At 68.3% G+C, this 17,257-nt stretch carries 16 protein-coding genes; 9 read left to right on the top strand and 7 right to left on the bottom strand.

The features are described from left to right. The first annotated feature begins 7 nt into the window (after nt 1-7). Nucleotides 8-1,801 (top strand): ABC transporter family substrate-binding protein, encoded by a 1,794-nt coding sequence (locus NP4_RS23805; RefSeq protein WP_068001838.1) that lies wholly within the window; start codon nt 8-10, stop codon nt 1,799-1,801. A 32-nt stretch (nt 1,802-1,833) separates the two neighbouring features. Continuing rightward, nucleotides 1,834-2,772: an N-acetyl-1-D-myo-inositol-2-amino-2-deoxy-alpha-D-glucopyranoside deacetylase gene (gene mshB / locus NP4_RS23800; RefSeq protein WP_068001836.1), complete on the top strand. Its 939-nt coding sequence runs from the start codon at nt 1,834-1,836 to the stop codon at nt 2,770-2,772. Between the two features lie 18 nt (nt 2,773-2,790). Here the strand turns inward: mshB and NP4_RS23795 are convergent, their stop codons facing one another. Then, entirely contained in the window at nt 2,791-3,048 is a 258-nt protein-coding gene (locus tag NP4_RS23795; protein ID WP_068001833.1) for a hypothetical protein, read from the bottom strand. A gap of 148 nt (nt 3,049-3,196) precedes the next feature. Between NP4_RS23795 and NP4_RS41725 the strand changes: the two genes are divergently transcribed. Continuing rightward, nucleotides 3,197-3,355, top strand: a complete 159-nt coding sequence (locus NP4_RS41725; protein WP_169813796.1) for a hypothetical protein — start codon at nt 3,197-3,199, stop codon at nt 3,353-3,355. Beyond that, nucleotides 3,352-3,765, top strand: a complete 414-nt coding sequence (locus NP4_RS23790; protein ID WP_082876168.1) for a hypothetical protein — start codon at nt 3,352-3,354, stop codon at nt 3,763-3,765. The genes NP4_RS41725 and NP4_RS23790 overlap by 4 nt, the downstream gene beginning before the upstream one ends. A gap of 9 nt (nt 3,766-3,774) precedes the next feature. On the opposite strand, the gene NP4_RS23785 is transcribed toward NP4_RS23790, so the two are convergent. From NP4_RS23785 to NP4_RS23775, 3 genes are all read right to left on the bottom strand, one after another. Continuing rightward, on the bottom strand, nt 3,775-5,727 hold the full coding sequence (locus NP4_RS23785; protein ID WP_068002115.1) for a GMC family oxidoreductase N-terminal domain-containing protein: 1,953 nt from the start codon (nt 5,725-5,727) through the stop codon (nt 3,775-3,777). Between the two features lie 88 nt (nt 5,728-5,815). Next, nucleotides 5,816-7,312: a PH domain-containing protein gene (locus tag NP4_RS23780; protein WP_068001830.1), complete on the bottom strand. Its 1,497-nt coding sequence runs from the start codon at nt 7,310-7,312 to the stop codon at nt 5,816-5,818. Continuing rightward, nucleotides 7,309-7,803 (bottom strand): PH domain-containing protein, encoded by a 495-nt coding sequence (locus tag NP4_RS23775; RefSeq protein WP_068001829.1) that lies wholly within the window; start codon nt 7,801-7,803, stop codon nt 7,309-7,311. Before NP4_RS23775 ends, NP4_RS23780 begins: the two co-directional genes overlap by 4 nt. A gap of 124 nt (nt 7,804-7,927) precedes the next feature. On the opposite strand from NP4_RS23775, the gene NP4_RS23770 reads away from it, so the two are divergent. From NP4_RS23770 to dapC, 3 genes are all read left to right on the top strand, one after another. Then, on the top strand, nt 7,928-10,528 hold the full coding sequence (locus NP4_RS23770) for a bifunctional FO biosynthesis protein CofGH (RefSeq protein WP_068001825.1): 2,601 nt from the start codon (nt 7,928-7,930) through the stop codon (nt 10,526-10,528). A 108-nt stretch (nt 10,529-10,636) separates the two neighbouring features. Further along, complete coding sequence (fdxA, locus tag NP4_RS42150) at nt 10,637-10,960, top strand: ferredoxin (protein ID WP_062511987.1); 324 nt, start codon at nt 10,637-10,639, stop codon at nt 10,958-10,960. Between the two features lie 5 nt (nt 10,961-10,965). Next, nucleotides 10,966-12,069, top strand: a complete 1,104-nt coding sequence (gene dapC / locus NP4_RS23760) for a succinyldiaminopimelate transaminase (protein ID WP_068001824.1) — start codon at nt 10,966-10,968, stop codon at nt 12,067-12,069. Nucleotides 12,070-12,075: 6 nt separating this feature from the next. Here the strand turns inward: dapC and NP4_RS23755 are convergent, their stop codons facing one another. Further along, on the bottom strand, nt 12,076-12,345 hold the full coding sequence (locus tag NP4_RS23755; RefSeq protein WP_068001821.1) for a hypothetical protein: 270 nt from the start codon (nt 12,343-12,345) through the stop codon (nt 12,076-12,078). 9 nt (nt 12,346-12,354) lie between these two features. Next, nucleotides 12,355-13,668 carry a S8 family serine peptidase gene (locus NP4_RS23750; protein WP_068002112.1) on the bottom strand — a complete coding sequence of 438 codons (1,314 nt, stop codon included), beginning with the start codon at nt 13,666-13,668 and terminating at the stop codon, nt 12,355-12,357. 109 nt (nt 13,669-13,777) lie between these two features. On the opposite strand from NP4_RS23750, the gene pruA reads away from it, so the two are divergent. Further along, complete coding sequence (gene pruA / locus NP4_RS23745; RefSeq protein WP_068001818.1) at nt 13,778-15,415, top strand: L-glutamate gamma-semialdehyde dehydrogenase; 1,638 nt, start codon at nt 13,778-13,780, stop codon at nt 15,413-15,415. Between the two features lie 44 nt (nt 15,416-15,459). Then, complete coding sequence (locus NP4_RS23740) at nt 15,460-16,362, top strand: proline dehydrogenase family protein (RefSeq protein ID WP_082876187.1); 903 nt, start codon at nt 15,460-15,462, stop codon at nt 16,360-16,362. A gap of 4 nt (nt 16,363-16,366) precedes the next feature. On the opposite strand, the gene NP4_RS23735 is transcribed toward NP4_RS23740, so the two are convergent. Continuing rightward, entirely contained in the window at nt 16,367-17,230 is an 864-nt protein-coding gene (locus tag NP4_RS23735; RefSeq protein WP_068001813.1) for an oxygenase MpaB family protein, read from the bottom strand. Nucleotides 17,231-17,257 lie beyond the last annotated feature (27 nt).

Genomic DNA, 17,257 nt, shown 5'->3' with positions numbered 1-17,257 from the left:
CAGCGTGATGCCGGGGGCAGTAACTCGCGCGACGGTGCGCGTGGTGGTTGTTGTGGCGACGCTGGTGACAGTGCTCGCCGGATGCACCGCGAATCCGCCGCCACCGATCGAGAGCACCGACAGTCCGAAGACGACGCCCGCCAAGCCCACCAAGAGCACCGTGGTGGTGGCGGTCGACGACATCGGGATCGGATTCAATCCGCATCTGCGCTCGAATCAGTCTCCCGCGACGAATGCCGTTGCCTCGATGGTGTTTCCGAGCCCGTTCAAACCGGCGCCCGCGGCCCCGCCCGCGCCGCCGGGGGTGACCGACTGGGTGCCGGACAACTCGCTGATGGTCTCGGCCGATGTGACCGCGCAGGAACCGTTCACGATCACCTACAAGCTGCAGAACCAGGCCTCCTGGTCCGACGGCGCGCCGATCGCCGCGGAGGACTTCCGCTATCTGTGGCAGCAGATGATCACCCAGCCGGGTGTGGTCGATCCGGCGGGTTATCGGCTGATCGCCGATGTCGCCTCCTCCGAGGGCGGTAAGACGGTGACCGTCACCATGAACGGGCCGTATCCGGCGTGGCGGGAGCTGTTCACCGATCTGCTGCCCTCCCATCTGCTCAAGGATCAGCCCGGTGGATTCCAGCGGGCGCTGGCCGTGGAGCGCGGGCTGATCGATCAGAACCCCATCTCCGGCGGGCAGTTCCGGGTCAAACAGGCCGATTCCGGCCGCGAGGAGATCCTGCTCGAGCGCAACGATCGGTACTGGGGCACGCCCGCGATTCCGGATCAGATCCTGCTGCGACGTGGCGGAACCGCCGCTCAGCTCGCCGAATCCCTGCGTACCGGCGACGCGCAGATGGCACTGGTGCACGGCGGTGTAGCGCTGCAATCGCAACTGGCCGCGATTCCGGCGGTGCGCACCGCGGTCATGGCCCAGGCGCGGGAAATGCAGTTGGCTCTCAATGCCCGCACCGGTGAACTCGCCGACGTCCGGGTCCGCCACGCCGTGCTGTCGCTGCTGGATCCGGCGCTGCTGGCTACTGTCGGCGCGCAGACCGGCGCATGGGCGGAACCGGTTCGCGCCCAGGTGCTTTCGCCCTCGGATCCCGGCTACGCCCCGACCGCGCCGCCGCGACCGCCGGTGGAGGAGGCCTTCGCGCTGCTCGCCGAGGCCGGTTACGGCCGCGCACCCGAACCGCCGCAGGGCAATTCGCCGACCTCGCCCGCCCCACAACCGCGGCCGCTGGCCAAGAACGGCAAGACCCTGACCCTGCGCATCGGCGCGGTCGACAAGGATCCGACCACGCTCGCGGTCGCCAATACCGCCGCGGATCAGTTGCGCAGTGCCGGTATCGACGCCACCGTGCGCAATCTGCCCGCCGACGAGCTGTACGGCAAGGATCTGCTGGACGGCACCGTCGACGCGATCGTCGGCTGGGAGCGGGCCGGTGAGGACGCCGCGACGCGGCTGGCCTCGCGCTACGGCTGCCCGCCGCCGCCCGCGCCGCCCACGGGCGCCGAGGAGAACGCCGCGCAGCTGGACGCGATGCGCAAGGCGCCGAGCAATATCGCCGGTGTCTGCGATCCGACATTGCAGCCGCCAATCGACGCGGCGCTGCGCGGACTCGATGTGCCCAGGGCCCTCGGCGATGCCGAACCCAAGCTGTGGGATCTGTCGACCGTGCTGCCGATCATGCAGGACACCGGTGTCGCCGCGGCCAGTTCGCGCATGGACGGAGTCTCGCTCGGCGGATCCATCCAGATCGGCATGTTCGCGGGCGCGGCCACCTGGAGGCGGCTGTCGTGAGCGGTGCTCGACGCGGCGTCCGCGGGCCCTCCATGGTTACTCAGGCTGCCGCCTCCGGGCCTGACGCTCCCGCCGTCGGCGGGTTGCTGCTGGTCCACGCCCATCCCGACGACGAGACCATCACCACCGGCGGCACCATCGCGCACTATCGCCGACTCGGCGTTCCGGTGACCGTGGTGACCTGCACCCTCGGCGAGGAGGGCGAGGTGATCGGGGATCGGTGGGCGCGGCTGATCAGCGTCGAGGCCGATCAGCTGGGCGGTTTTCGAATCGGCGAATTGGACCGGGCGCTGGGCGAATTGGGTGCGGGGCCGCCGCGGTTCCTCGGCGGGGCCGGGCGCTGGCGCGATTCCGGAATGTCCGGGACGACAGCCGATCCGCGGCCGATGGAACCGACGCATCCGCGGGCGTTCGTCGATTCCGGCCCGGCGGCGGTCGAGGCCCTGGTGGAGCTGCTGCTCGAGATCCGGCCGCAGGTGGTGATCGGTTACGATCCGCGCGGCGGTTACGGACATCCGGATCATATTCGCGCACACCGCGTCACGATGGACGCCGTGGACGCCGCGGCCGAAAAGGGTTGGGCCGCACCGAAGGTGTACTGGACCGTCACCGACGCCTCGGTGCTGCGCCTGCACACCGAGGCCCTGGCCCGCCGCACGGTGGACCGGCTGCCGGGCGCGCTGCCCCCCGGCTGGCGGCTGCCCGCCGAGGGGGAATTGCCCTGCGTGCCCAGCGAATCGGTGACCACCACAATCGACGTCTCCGATGTTCTGGCCGCCAAACGCGCCGCGTTGCGGGCACACGCCACCCAGGTCAGCGTCGCCGCCTCGGGCCGCGAGTTCGCGCTGTCGAACAATGTCGCCCAGCCCATCCTGCCCGAGGAGCACTACCTGCTGGTGCGCGGCCGGCTGGGTCCGGTGGGACCGGATAAGCGCGAACACGATCTGTTCGCGGGCATTGCCCAGCCGTGACCGCGCATTCGCCGCGGACTACTTCGGCTGGACGAACCAGGCGCCGGGACCACCGACGCAGTCGTAGTCGTCCCATTCACCGTTGGCCATACCCTGATTGCCGCGGGCCTCGCAGCTGCTGAGCCGTTCGAAGGGACCGTTCGGCCCGGCCGCCTCCGGGGCGGCGCTGCCGGTGTTCACCCGCGGCAGATTGTACGCCTGGGCGGCGGGGACGCTGATCAGGAAGGCGGCAGCCGCCAGGATCGACGCTGCGGCAATACGACTGACAGATTTCATTTCGGTTCTCTCCGTGGGGTTTTCCGTTACCGGGTGGAAGCCTGCTGGGCGAGGGTTTCACCGACATTTCACGCGCATCCCACGACCTGTGGGCCCTGCTCGATCCGAGCTGGCGGGCATATCCGCCGCCTGGCATAGACTGACCCGCATGTACAACTGGGCCCTGCAGGACGCCATCGCGGCGTTCGTGGAAAGCCAGAAGCCGTATTTCCAGATGCAGCACGAGATCTATCTGGCGGTGCTGCACGGGTTCGTCGCTATGCAGAGTCAGTTGCTGACGCTGCTCGGCTTCCCGCCGGTGCCGTGACGGCGGCCATCGATCGGGTGCCCGCCGCGGCCGAGGGGCGCGGGCTCGCATGGTCGGTGCTGGGCGCGGTACTGGCCGCTGTGCTGGTGCTGGACGGCCTGCTGACCCTGGCCCTGGAGGTGCTGTTCCTGCCGCTGTACATCGGCGGTACGCCCGTTCCGATCAGCGCGGCCGTGGCCGCGCTGGTGAACATCGCGCTGATCGCGGGTATGGGCGCGGTGGTCGCCCGCCCGGCGGCGATGTCGTTGCCATTGGTCGCGTGGTTGCTCGGCTTTCTGTTCTGCTCCACCGCGGGACCCGGCGGCGATGTGATGCTCACCGACAACTGGGCCTCGCCGCTGTTGCTGGCCTGCGGTCTGGTTCCCGCGGGGTTCTATCTGTTTCGGCGGGCGTTTCCGGCCCGTGGGTGACCTCGCGCGCTAGATCAACCGTCCCGCAAGCCTTTTCGCGTTCATGTAGGCTATCGCCTCGATCGAGATCATCGGATTGACGCCGGACGCGGTGGGAAAACAGGAGGCGTCGGCGACGACGATATTGCCGACCTCCCAGGTCGCGCCGTCCGGATCGGTGGCCGAACTGTCCCGCGAACCGCCCATCCGGGCCGAACCCATGATGTGCAGGGCGCCCAGCGCGCACTGTCCCGGTCCGTATCCGGCGGCCCGGCAGGTGGCGGCGAAATCGGCGTGTGTGCCGCGCCTGCCGGGTTCGTAGTCGATCCCCGCCTGATGTCCGGAGAAGATGCGGCGCGCCCCCGCGGCCTCGAGAATGCTTGCGGCGCCGGTGATTCCGGTGTGCAGATGGGCGGCGTCGCGGTCCGACAGCCGATAGCGCACGAGCGGCTCGCCGGATTTGTCGATCGTGACGACGCCCGCGTCGCGGTCGCGGGTGATGACGCCGATCGCCGCGGTGCGGGCCAGATCGAGCATGGTGTTGCGGTGGTGATCCGCGCCGCGCCAGCTCATGAAGCCGATGCCCATACCCGGGTGGATCGGTCCGGTCTCGTAGATGACGCCGTGGCCCTCGCCGTCCAGATTCGCGTGGCGGCGGCAGATGCGGCCCTGCAGCGCGCCCTCCCAGGCCCGGATCTCCTCGTCGAACACCCCGAACACCGCGGCGGCCGGATGCAGGCGCAGATGCGCGCCGATGTTCTTGTTGCGCAGACCCGATCGACGCAGCAGCGCGGGGGTTTGAATCGCGCCCGCCGCGACCACGACGGCGCGGGCGCGTACCTCGATCCGCGCGCCCGTCGAGGTGATCGCCGAAACCCCTTGGGCGCGAGCATTCGTCACGTCGATAGCGCGCACGTCGGCGTCGACGATCAAGTGGGCCCCGTGTGTGGCGGCATCGACCAGCCAGGTCTTGGCGACCGACCGCTTGGCGCCCAGGCGACATCCGTAACCGCAACGGCCGCATTCGATTCCGGCGTCACAGGCGTCGGAGACATTGCGCGGCAGCGCGTCGACCTCCCAGCCGAGGGCGTGGGCCCCGCGTTCGAGGACGCCGTCGCGCGTCGACAGCGGTGAGCGATCGTCGGTGACCGCCAACCGGTTCCGCACCGCCGCGAGCGCGGAACCGTACTCGTCCTCGGCGAACTGCCTCGCGCCCAGGGCCGCCCACTCCGCGCGAACCTCGTCGGGGGTGGGCAGTGAGGTGCTCCAGTTGACGACCGTGCCGCCGCCCAGGCAACTGCCCGCGACCAGCGTGATCTGTCCCTCCGCCGAACTGGCTCCCGGTGCGTAGAGCTGTTCCAGGGCGGCGAGTTCGCCTGCGCCGAAATCCCGGTCGTCGTAATAGTTTCCGCGTTCCAGCACGAGCACATCGAGGCCGGCCTCGGCCAGTACCGCGGCCGCCGCGCCGCCGCCGGCGCCCGAGCCGACGATCACGACATCGCAGGTGAGCGTGGTGTCCTCGGTGATCCGCAGCGGATTCAGCGGTGGTGGCGGAGCCTCACGCAGCGGACCCGTCGGCGGCGGATAGCCGATCTCCTTCCACAGCGGATTGGTACCCGTCGGACCGGGGGTCACGTTGTAGGCCAGCAGCGCAGCCTGTTTCAACGCCTGGAAGATCGCCCGCACGGGCGTCAGTCGCGAATCGCCGAGCCGCAGCAGCGCCTGTTCGCGTTCCTGCGGCGTCAGTGTCGAGAACCGCCGCGGACCCGCCCCGAGCAGCAAGCCCGCGAAGCGGGAGTCCCACAGCCCCAGCAACATTGCCAGCTGTTTGCGATCGGCCTCCCGCGGACTGCGCGCCAGCAATCGGAACACCGTATCGACCGCACCGAGCGCGCTCGCCGACGGCAGGGTCAGCCCGTCGCCCGGTACGAAGGTATCGCAGATCGCGCTCATCGCTGCCCGCTGCTCGGCCGTCGCCTCCATGAACTCCACCCTTCTCGACGCCTGCTGAGTTCTATCAGAATCGGCAGTTACTTAATGAGTCGAGCGGGTTCGGGAATTGTGATGTAGTTCACTTTCCTGCCGGGGTCACCGATTCGATGATCGCCCAGGCTCTTTCGATCGGAACGTCGACGACGTGGTAGCGCTTCTTACCCGCCGCGGTGGCCGCGGTCAGCGTGGCCAGGCCCGCGCGGCGCTGGAAGAAGGTCTGCCGGACCGTCCAGCCGATGATGCCGGGGGCCTCGAGGCAATCGCGATCGCGATCCAGGGAGCCGTGGCGGGTGATCAGCCAGGTGGGGTCGGCGTGCAGCACCGCGTGCCCGAGACCGCGATAGCGATCCTCGGCCAGCGGGATCGCCGCGGCGAACAATCCGGCCAGCGCGATCCAGGTCCAGCCCGGAAGGCCCGGTCTCACAAGGGATATGGCGATCAGCGCGACAGCGAGCGCGGCGACCGGGGTCAGCGTCCGCATGTAGCGGCGGCGTCGGGCGCGCGGGCCGTGGGGAATCAGCTCGACCAGTGCCGGTGCGGCCGCGTCACCCGGGGCCGCGCGCCCGCCGCTCAACAGCCGGGCCAGGGTGCGCTCGACCGCCGCGCGCGGCGCCTGCGGCAGCAGTTTCTGCCGCGGACTGGTACCCGTCATCACGGCCTCGAGTTCGGCGGCCCCGGCCAGGCGCAGCAGCAGCGGCTCCTTGACCGTCGCGCCGCGCAGTCGGGCCAGATCCAACGTGGTCTGCCGCGTGGTGAACAGACCGTGGCGGATGTGCAGGGTCTTGCCGTCGTCGAGCACCTTCAGCCCGAAATAGGTGGTCAGATAGTGGATACAGGCCGCGAGCGCGGTCACCACGAGCAGTGCCGCTATGCCGATGAGCGCCAGCATCGCGAGGAAGACCGCACCGCGCTCACCCAGATCGTGCACGGTCCGGGAATCCACGAGTACTTGCGCCACACCGTATTTGAGGGCCAGGCCCACGATCGGGCCGACAATGGCCAGTCCGGTCAGCGACAGCGGGGCGTACCGCACCCATGCCGGTCGCCACTGCGCGATATCCACACCCTCGTCCGGCTCGGGCCGCGCCGACGGTTGGGAAACCTCCTGGGGTGCGGCCTCTTCGGGCCGATCCGACAGCAGCAGCGCCCGCAGTTCGGGCACCTGTCCGGTGGCCACCCCGTCCAGATGGAACCGCTCCTCGCGGTCGGCCTGCTGTCCGGTGCCGATGGTCAGCGCGGCCAGGCCCAGGATCCGGTGCATCGGATCGGCGTGCACATCCACCGAACGAATTCGCGAGCGCGGCACGGTCAATGTGCGCCGCTGCAGCAGCCCGCGCCGCAACTGCACATTCTCCGGCCCGATCCGATACGTCGTGGTGAACCAGCGGCCCAGCGCCAGCGCGACGATCACCGCCAACGCCAGCAGACCCCAACCGGGATTGTCGCTGCGGCTGCCGACGACCACGGTCACGATCAGCACCGGAATGAAGCGGATCGCCTCGCGCACGGGATGTACCAGCAGCATGCGAGCATCCAGACGCTGCCACTGTCCGCCCGCGGTGGTCGTGTCGGTCATGTGGCGTCTCCGCGATGCGCGGCCGCGACCTCGGTCAATCGTGTGACCGTCTGCTCGGCCACCGCGAGATCCAGTGCGGTGATGCGCACCGCGCCCGCCGACGAGGCGGTGGTGACCGTGACCGTCGCCAATCCGAGCAGCCGCTCGAGCGGTCCGCGATGGGTGTCGACGGTCTGCACGCGCGTGATCGGCGCGACTCGACTCTCCTGGGTGATCCAGCCGGTGCGGGTGTAGACGGCCTCGTCGGTGATCTCCCAACGATGAACGTTGTAGCGCCACAGCGGCACCACCACGCAGACGAATACCGCCACGAGCAGGGTGGCCACCACGACCGCGGCCTGGATCGCCCGATACCGATCGTCGACGACGATCCAGACCAGTTCGCCCAGCACCACGAGTGCCCAGCCGATCGCGGGCCCGAGCGCCCAGAGCAGTTTCGCCCGCGGGCTGGGGCGCCGAGCGGGCGCGGCCATGATCGTCGGCTGTGCCATGCAGCCATGGTTTCACGAACCGGCCGTGTCCAGGAATCGTCGCCGTGCCCGGAATAGTGTGGTCATCGGGGAGGTTGTCACCCCTCACAGGCAGTGGAAGGAGACATGTCCGGATGGGTAGCGCATGATCGACGGGGTGACCGAATTGCCGAACCCGAGCATTCCTTCTCCGCCGCCGACGGCCTCGGCGATGCGCCGCGCGCTGCGCCGCGCCCGCGATGGAGTGACGCTCAATGTGGACGAAGCGACCGTGCTGCTGCACGCACGGGGAGCCGATCTGACCGATCTGAGTCACAGTGCCGCGCGGGTGCGCGACGCCGCCCTGGAGTCGGCGGGCCGGCCCAGGACCATCACCTATTCGAAGAATGTCTTCATCCCGCTGACCAAACTGTGTCGCGATCGCTGTCACTACTGCACGTTCGTGACCGTGCCCGGCAAATTGCGCGCCGAGGGCAAGGGGATGTACCTGGAGCCCGACGAGGTGCTCGACATCGCCCGCCGCGGCGCCGAATTGGGCTGTAAAGAAGCGCTTTTCACCCTCGGCGATCGCCCCGAGGACCGCTGGCCGGAGGCCGCGCAGTGGCTCGACGAGCGCGGCTACGACTCCACCCTGGACTACCTGCGCGCCGTCTCGATCATGGTGCTCGAGGAGACGGGCCTGCTGCCGCACATCAATCCGGGCGTGATGTCGTGGGAGGAGATCTCGCGGCTCAAGCCGGTGTCGCAGTCGATGGGCCTGATGCTCGAGACCACCGCGACCCGGTTGTTCAGCGAGAAGGGCAACTGCCACTACGGCAGTCCGGACAAGGACCCGCAGGTGCGCCTGCGCGCGATCACCGACGCGGGCCGCCTGTCGGTGCCGTTCACCACCGGCATTCTGGTCGGCATCGGTGAGACGCTGCACGAGCGGGCCGAGTCGATCATGGCGATTCGCAAGCAGCACAAGGCGTTCGGGCATATCCAGGAAGTCATCGTGCAGAACTTCCGGGCCAAGGACGACACCGCCATGCGCGATACTCCCGATGCCGATATCGAGGAGTTCCTGGCGACCGTCGCGGTCAGCCGACTGCTGCTGCCGCCGGATGTCGCCGTGCAGGCGCCGCCGAATCTGGTGTCGCAGAGCGAATGTCAGGCCCTGCTCGACGCGGGCATCGACGATTGGGGCGGAGTGTCCCCGGTGACCGTCGATCATGTGAACCCGGAGCGTCCGTGGCCGGATCTGGACGCGCTCGTGCGGATCACCGAATCCGCGGGATTCCAACTGGCCGAACGCACCTCGGCGCATCCGCGCTACGTACGCGCCGGAAATCCCTGGGTGGATCCGCGCATCGGCGCACATGTCGCCGCGCTGTCGGATCTGCGCACGGGCCTGGCGAATCCGGAGGCGATTCCGCGGGGCCTGCCGTGGCAGGAGCCGGACGAGTCGTGGGAGTCGGCGGGCCGGGTCGATCTGCACAGCGCGATCGATACCGATGGCCGTAACACCGTGTCCCGCAGCGATTCCGGGCTCGGTCAGGAGGTGCTCGGTGCGTTCGGCGACTGGGAGACCATTCGCGAGCAGGTGCGTGAGCTGGCCGCCTCCGCGCCGGAGCGCTTCGACGCGGATGTGCTCTCGGCCCTGCGCGCGGCCGAGAACGATCCGGCCGGGTTGACCGACGAGCAGTATCTGGCGCTGGCCACCGCCGACGGCGCGGAGCTGGAAGCCGTTGCGGCCCTTGCCGATCAGCTGCGCCGCGAGGTGGTCGGCGACGATGTCACCTATGTGGTGAACCGCAATATCAACTTCACCAACATCTGCTACACCGGCTGCCGGTTCTGCGCCTTCGCGCAGCGCAAGGGCGATGCCGACGCCTACACCCTGAGCACCGACGAGGTCGCCGACCGCGCGTGGGAGGCGCATGTCGAGGGCGCGACCGAGATCTGCATGCAGGGCGGTATCGATCCGGATCTGCCGGTCACCGGCTATGCCGATCTGGTGCGGGCGATCAAGAAGCGGGTGCCGTCGATGCATGTGCACGCCTTCAGCCCGATGGAGATCGTCAACGGCGCCTCGCGCGGCGGGCAGAGCGTGCACGACTGGCTCCAAGCGCTCGCCGAGGCCGGACTCGACACCATTCCGGGCACGGCCGCGGAAATCCTCGACGACGAGGTGCGCTGGGTGCTCACCAAGGGCAAACTGCCCACCTCCGCCTGGATCGAGGTGATCACCACCGCGCACCGGCTCGGCATCCGGTCGAGTTCGACCATGATGTACGGACATGTGGACAGCCCGAAGCATTGGGTCGGCCATCTGCGGGTGCTGCGCGGAATCCAGGACGAGACGGGCGGTTTCACCGAATTCGTGCCACTGCCGTTCGTCCATCAGAGCGCCCCGCTGTATCTGGCGGGCGCGTCACGGCCGGGCCCGACCAATCGGGACAATCGCGCGGTGCACGCCCTGGCCCGCATCATGTTGCACGGGCGCATCGACAACATCCAGACCAGCTGGGTCAAGCTCGGCACCACGGGTACTCGGGTCATGCTCACCGGCGGCGCCAACGATCTGGGCGGCACGCTGATGGAGGAGACCATCTCCCGCATGGCCGGCTCCGAACACGGTTCGGCGAAAACCGTTGCGGAGCTGAGCGAGATCGCCGCTGGTATCGGCCGTCCGGTCCGGGAACGCACGACGGTGTACGGTGTGCCTCCGCACCGGGCTCCGGCGATGTCGCTACCGGTGGGATAACCGGAACAAGTTAGGCAAGGCTGACCAGTAGTAATGTGTCGGTGCGGGATACTGTTGCGCGGGGCGCGGAAGTATCCCGCAGGCAAGGACCAGACTAGGAGAGCGGCAGTGCCGTACATCATCGCTGAACCGTGCGTTGACGTGAAGGACAAGGCGTGCATCGAGGAATGCCCCGTGGACTGTATCTACGAGGGCGGTCGCATGCTGTACATCCATCCGGACGAGTGCGTGGACTGTGGTGCATGTGAGCCGGTATGCCCGGTGGAGGCCATCTTCTACGAGGACGACACTCCGGACCAGTGGAGTGGTTACGTCAACGCCAATGTCGACTTCTTCGACGAGCTCGGTTCGCCCGGCGGCGCCACCAAGGTGGGCAAGGTCGATTTCGATCCACCGTTCATCGCGGCGCTGCCCCCGATGGCGAGCGAGTAGGCATCTTGTCGACGCGTGGCCGGGTCAGTAGCCTGCTGCCCGATTTTCCTTGGGACACCATTGCTTCGGTGAAGCAGCGGGCCGCCGCGCATGCGGGTGGAATCGTGGATCTGTCGGTGGGCACACCGGTGGATCCGGTGGATCCGTTGATTCGGCGGGCGCTCGCCTCGGTGGCCGAGGTGCCCGGCTATCCGGCCACGCACGGCACACCCGAACTGCGGGCGGCCGCGGTCGACGCGCTGAAGCGCCGCTACGGCATTACCGGCGTCGACTCCGCGGCCGTGTTGCCGGTGATCGGCACCAAGGAGCTGATTGCCGGACTGCCGCGGCTGCTCGGACTCGGCGCCGATGATCTGGTCGTCATCCCCGAGGTGGCGTATCCGACCTACGAGGTGGGTGCGCTGCTGGCGGGCACGCAGATCGCGCGGGCCGATGGGACCGCTCAGCTCGGCCCGCGCGATCCCGCGCTGATCTATCTGAACTCGCCGTCGAATCCGACCGGGCGGGTGCTGGGCGTGGAACATCTGCGCAAGGTCGTGGCCTTCGCGCGTGAGCGCGGCGCGGTCCTCGCCTCCGACGAGTGCTATCTCGGCCTGGCGTGGGACGAACCGGCCGTCTCGATCCTGGATCCGCGGGTCTGCGACGGCGACCACACCGGCCTGCTGGCGATTCATTCGCTGTCCAAGACCTCGAATCTGGCCGGATATCGCGCGGGCTTCGTGACCGGCGATCCCGCGCTGGTGCGCGAACTGCTCGAGGTGCGCAAACATTCCGGGCTGATCATGCCGTTCCCGGTGCAGGCCGCCATGACCGCGGCCCTCGGCGACGACGCGCACGAGGCCGCGCAGCGTGAACGCTATCGCGCCCGTCGGGAGATCCTGCGAAAGGCGTTGCAGGACGCGGGTTTCCGCATCGATCATTCGCAGGCCGGACTGTATCTGTGGTCCACGCGCGGCGAATCGGGTCGCGCCACGCTGGAATGGCTGGCCGATCGCGGCATTCTGGCCGCGCCCGGTGACTTCTACGGTCCCGCGGGCGTCGACCACGTCCGCATCGCGCTCACGGCCACCGACGAACGGATCGCCGCGGCGGCCGAGCGACTGGCCTGATCGTCGTCACCGTCCGGGCGGCGACGCGTTCCGGCCCCGGGTGGCGACCGAATGCGCCGGTTCGATATGCGGGTCCGCGAAAACCGTTGCACCCGTACCGTTGGTCGACAGGCGGGCGGCGGCGGAATCGGAGACTCGCAGGGCGTACAGACCGATCTCGGGGTCGACGGGGATCAGGCCGTAGCCCATGTCGACCTCGCTCTCGGTCAGATGCAGCGTGCGCAGGGCATCGCTCATGGACGCGCCCTGCGGCAGCTGGACGGTGAGCAACGGCATTACACCAAGCTACGCCCGATTCGTCGTCCTGCGCAGCTCCTCGAGCAGGGCGGCGCTGTCGGCGATGCCGTACCCGTAGTCGTAGTCGAAGCCCTTGGACCCGCGATCCAGGGCGGTGCGCTGGATCAGTGCGCGCAGCTGAGCCGGGGGCAGCGCGGTCGCCGACCACTTCGTCCGAACGGCCGCGACCAGGCCCGCGGCCACCGGACAGGCCGCCGAGGTGCCGGTATCGGGTTCGTCGGCCCCGAAGGCCTGTGAGCCGGCGAAGTGGGTGTAGGTACAGACGTCCGGTTTGTGATCGGAGAGTCGTCCAGGCCCCTGTGACGAATAACCGACTCGCCGGTTCTGGGTGTCCACGCCACCGATGCTCAGCACGCTCGGATGCGAATTCGCGCCGCTGATCGGGCGGTCGGGATAGGCGCAGCGACCGTCGGGGCAGTCACGCCCGCAGTTGCCCGCCGCGAACAGGATGTCCGCCCCCGCGGCCTCGAGCGAACCGACGATCACATTGAACGGATGCGACGGATTATCGGAATAGTTGCCGGGCTGCCCGACCGGGAAATCCCAGTCCGGGGAGAACGAACCCCAGCTGTTGCTCACCACCAGCGCGCGGGTCGCCGCGGGCTGATCGGTCAACACCGTGCGCAAGTGGGCGTATCCGGCCAGGGCGTCGGAGAGCAGGCCGTCCATCGTGGTCTGTCCCTGTCGCACGCTGCGCAACACCGGCAGATCGAGGAAGGACGCCCGCGGTGCGCAGATGAGGGCGTCGAAGGCGCACATACTGCCGTGATCGACCGGGAATTTGCCCGGGGCGCCGGTGACGCCCGAGGGATTCCAGCTGCGTGCGGCATCGATGGTCATATGCCCGCCGCGTACCCGGTCCACCTGTGCGGCATTGATTCCGGTGTCGACCACGGCCAGGGCCACGCCCTGACCGGTCAGACCCGCGGCGGCCAGATCGTCGGCATGCAGCAGCGTGCCGACGCCATGCCAGTCGCCGACCGAGGGATCACCGCCACAGGTGAGGACCGGCTCGATGGCCGGATCGGCGAAAACGCCTGTGACCAGCGACAACTCCGCCACTCTGCGATGGGTCGCGGGATCGTCGCCGAGTTCGCCGCGGACGAGCACCGAGGCGTGATCGGGGGACATGGAATAGGTCGGATTGTCCGTCCGGCGAGGTATCGCCACCGGTTCGAAGTCGTGATCGAGATCGAAGCCGGGCAGTGACCCGGCGACATCGGCCGGGGCGACTCGGGTCCGGGGATCAGCGACTGCGGTGATCAGATCGGCGTCCGGGCGAAGCTGAATGACAACGCGCATGATCGACATATTGCCGCGCTCGGCACGGATTCGCTCGCAGTGTGCGGAGTTCCGCGCGCCGAGCGTGCAAAGTCGACGAGCGATCGGGGCTCGGCGCTAGCCTGAACCCATGGACGCTGTCACCGTTGTCCCGCCTCCCGCGAATGAACCGGTGCACTCCTACGCGCCGGGTAGTCCGGAGCGAGAACTGCTGGTCACCAGGCTGGGCGAGATCGCCGCAGGGGTGGTGGACGTGCCCCTGGTGATCGGGGGGAAACACCGACCCGGATCCGGTCCGCGGCTGGATATCGTGATGCCACATCGTTATCGGCACGTGCTGGGGACTTACACGAATACCACGCACGAGGAGGGCCGCGCGGCGGTCGAAGCGGCCGTCGCCGCCGCGCCCGCGTGGCGTGCGCTCGCCTTCGACGAGCGGGCCGCGATCCTGTTGCGGGCGGCCGATCTGCTGGCGGGACCGTGGCGCGAAACCATGGCCGCCGCAACCATGCTCGGACAGTCGAAATCGCCGTATCAGGCCGAGATCGACGCACCGTGCGAGCTGGTGGACTTCTGGCGCTTCAATGTCGCCTTCGCCCAGCGGATCATGGCCGAACAGCCGGAATCGGCTGCCGGGGTGTGGAATCGGATGGACTATCGGCCGCTCGAGGGTTTCGTCTACGCGATCACGCCGTTCAATTTCAGCGCGATCGCTGGAAATCTGCCCACCGCACCGGCTTTGCTGGGCAATACGGTGGTGTGGAAGCCCTCGCCTACCCAGACGCTGGCCGCCTACTACACCATGCGGCTGCTGGAGGAGGCCGGGTTGCCGCCGGGGGTGATCAATATGGTCACCGGCGACGGGGCCGAACTGTCGGAGGAGGTGCTGGCCGACCCGCAGCTGGGCGGGATCCACTTCACCGGCTCCACCCGCACATTTCAGTATCTGTGGCAGCAGGTCGGCGCGAATCTGCCGCGCTATCACGGCTATCCGCGGCTGGTGGGGGAGACCGGCGGTAAGGATTTCATCGTCGCGCACTCCTCGGCCGATCCGGAGGCATTGCGCACGGGGTTGATTCGCGGGGCGTTCGAATATCAGGGTCAGAAGTGTTCGGCCGCCTCGCGGGCCTATATCGCGAAATCGGTGTGGCGGCGGATGAGCGCGGAGTTTTTCGCTCAGGTCGACGAGCTGACCTACGGCGATGTGGCGGAGCTGGCCAATTTCGGTGGGGCGCTGATCGATCGGCGGGCCTACGACAAGAATGTGGCCGCGCTGGAGCGGGCGCGCGCGGCGGGACTCGAGATCGCGGTGGGCGGCCGCTACGACGACAGCGAGGGGTATTTCGTGCGGCCGACGGTGCTGCTGGCCGACGATCCGCGCGACGAGGCGTTCGCGACCGAGTACTTCGGTCCGATTCTGTCGGTGTACGTCTACGACGACGCCGCCCCCGGGGCCTATTCCGATGTGCTGGCCGAGGTCGACGCGGCCGCGCCGTACGCGCTCACGGGCGCGATCTTCGCCAATGATCGCGATGCCATCGAACAGGCTTCGGCCGCTCTGCGTTTCGCGGCGGGCAATTTCTATGTCAACGACAAGCCGACGGGTGCGGTGGTCGGCCAGCAGCCGTTCGGCGGGGCGCGTGCCTCGGGCACCGACGACAAGGCCGGATCGTATTTGAATCTGCTGCGCTGGCTGGCCCCGCGCACCATCAAGGAGACCTTCCGGCCGGCCACCGATTACCGCTATCCGCATATGGAGGGATCGTGAATCCGCTGCGCCCGGCGATCCTCGCCGCGGCGGATTCCTCGCGAATGAGGCGGGCGCTCACCGGCATTCCGATCACGGCCGCAGTGGTGCGGCGCTTCGTGGCGGGGGAGTCGCGGCCGGATCTGGCGCCGGTGGTGCGCGAGCTGCTGGCCTCGGGGCGAATGGTGAGTGTGGATTACCTCGGTGAGCACACCACCGAGCGGTCCATGGCCGATACCGCCGTCACCGAATATCTGGCGCTCATCGACGATCTGGCGGGCTGGAACGGTCACGGCGGTACATCGGTTCGGCGCGTGGAGGTTTCGGTCAAACTCTCGGCGCTGGGGCAGGCGCTGGGCGCGGCCGGACCGGAGATCGCCGCGGCGAATCTGCGCACGCTGTGCCTGCGGGCCGAACAGGCCGGGGTGTGGGTGACCGTGGACGCCGAGGACCACACCACCACCGATGCCACCCTCGACACCGTGCGTCAGCTGCGCGGGGAATTCCCCTGGCTGGCGGTCGCGGTGCAGACCTATCTGCGCCGCGCCGAGACCGAATGCCGGGAGCTGGCGTCGCTGGGCGGGCGAATTCGATTGTGCAAGGGAGCGTATCGGGAGCCGTCGGAGGTGGCGCATCAGCGGCGCTCGGATGTGGATTCGGCGTATCTGCGCTGCCTGGACGTGCTGATGCGGGGCGCGGGGTATCCGATGGTGGCCACCCACGATCCGGACATGATCGCGGCCGCGTCCCGGTTCGCGCTCGAAAACGCCCTGGGTGCCGGGGAATTCGAGTTTCAGATGCTGTACGGCATTCGCGATGCCGAGCAGTTGCGGCTGACGCGGGCGGGGCACGGGGTTCGGGTGTATGTGCCGTATGGGAATCAGTGGTACGGGTATCTGATGCGCAGGCTGGCCGAGCGCCCGGCCAACCTCGCGTTCTTCTTGCGTGCCCTTACCGAAAAGCGTTGACGCCCTATACCAGTGGTCGTCCCAGGCGGTGGCGGATGCGCATATCCCACAGCAGATAGTTGAGCGGGAAGGCTCGGATGATCTCGGGCAGGCGCAGCCATACGAACGAGATGGCGCGCAGGATCCGGGTGTAGCGGCGGTCCTGGCGGGTGGTCCAGGTCATGCCCATCTGCTCCCGAAGATGTTGCGGGAGCAGGGCGGTCACGCCGAAGCGATGGATGCGACCGAACAGGACGCGCGGAACCGGCGAGAGCATCTTCAAGTCGATCAGATCGTTGAAATAGCGGCGCACCGGTTCGTCGATGGTGCGCTGGGCCAGATTCTCGTCCCAGTACCGATAGAACGCGGCGCGGTCTGCTGGCCACATCTCCGGGCGCATCTGCAATGTGGTGCCCAGGCGCGCGGAGTATCGGTAGAAGGCTTCGGCGAGTTCGGGTTCCATCGGGCCGTGCATGCGCAGGTACAGATCGTCGACGCCCCAGTACAGGCAGGCCGCGACCCACAGCTGCAGCTTCGGATCGAAGGCGTTGTACTTCACCGCGGCGTCCGGTTTGGAGTGGATGGGCCGATGCGAGACATTGACGGCCTCGCGATAGATCCGCCGATCCTCCTCGGTGCCCAGCCACGCGACCGCGAGATAGGTCAGTGTGGTGCGCAGCCGCTTGATCGGATGCAGCGTGGCCTTGCCGCTGTCGACCGGGCTCTCCAGCACGCCGTAGCCGACCGGCGGGTGGCTCAGCTGCATGACGACATTCGCGGCGCCGCCGAGGAACGCGGCGATGCCGTCCATATGTGGACGCACTGTGCGCGGGGTGAGTTCCGGCGTGTCCGGGGTTTCGGATTCGGTATAGCGCAGCGGGGCGGTCATCGTCGACTCGTCTCCTCGGTCTCGCTT

This window comes from Nocardia pseudobrasiliensis NBRC 108224 (assembly GCF_001613105.1).
Taxonomy (GTDB): domain Bacteria; phylum Actinomycetota; class Actinomycetes; order Mycobacteriales; family Mycobacteriaceae; genus Nocardia; species Nocardia pseudobrasiliensis.
Note: the sequence above shows the minus strand (reverse complement) of the source record. Positions and strands in the feature narration are given on the sequence as shown.

Coding starts and splice junctions, on each gene's coding strand:
- NP4_RS23805 (WP_068001838.1), top strand. CDS start 8: ATGCCGGGGGCAGTAACTCGCGCGACGGTGCGCGTGGTGGTTGTTGTG.
- mshB (WP_068001836.1), top strand. CDS start 1,834: ATGGTTACTCAGGCTGCCGCCTCCGGGCCTGACGCTCCCGCCGTCGGC.
- NP4_RS23795 (WP_068001833.1), bottom strand. CDS start 3,048: ATGAAATCTGTCAGTCGTATTGCCGCAGCGTCGATCCTGGCGGCTGCC.
- NP4_RS41725 (WP_169813796.1), top strand. CDS start 3,197: ATGTACAACTGGGCCCTGCAGGACGCCATCGCGGCGTTCGTGGAAAGC.
- NP4_RS23785 (WP_068002115.1), bottom strand. CDS start 5,727: ATGGAGGCGACGGCCGAGCAGCGGGCAGCGATGAGCGCGATCTGCGAT.
- NP4_RS23780 (WP_068001830.1), bottom strand. CDS start 7,312: ATGACCGACACGACCACCGCGGGCGGACAGTGGCAGCGTCTGGATGCT.
- NP4_RS23775 (WP_068001829.1), bottom strand. CDS start 7,803: ATGGCACAGCCGACGATCATGGCCGCGCCCGCTCGGCGCCCCAGCCCG.
- NP4_RS23770 (WP_068001825.1), top strand. CDS start 7,928: ATGATCGACGGGGTGACCGAATTGCCGAACCCGAGCATTCCTTCTCCG.
- NP4_RS23755 (WP_068001821.1), bottom strand. CDS start 12,345: ATGCCGTTGCTCACCGTCCAGCTGCCGCAGGGCGCGTCCATGAGCGAT.
- NP4_RS23750 (WP_068002112.1), bottom strand. CDS start 13,668: ATGCGCGTTGTCATTCAGCTTCGCCCGGACGCCGATCTGATCACCGCA.
- pruA (WP_068001818.1), top strand. CDS start 13,778: ATGGACGCTGTCACCGTTGTCCCGCCTCCCGCGAATGAACCGGTGCAC.
- NP4_RS23740 (WP_082876187.1), top strand. CDS start 15,460: ATGAGGCGGGCGCTCACCGGCATTCCGATCACGGCCGCAGTGGTGCGG.
- NP4_RS23735 (WP_068001813.1), bottom strand. CDS start 17,230: ATGACCGCCCCGCTGCGCTATACCGAATCCGAAACCCCGGACACGCCG.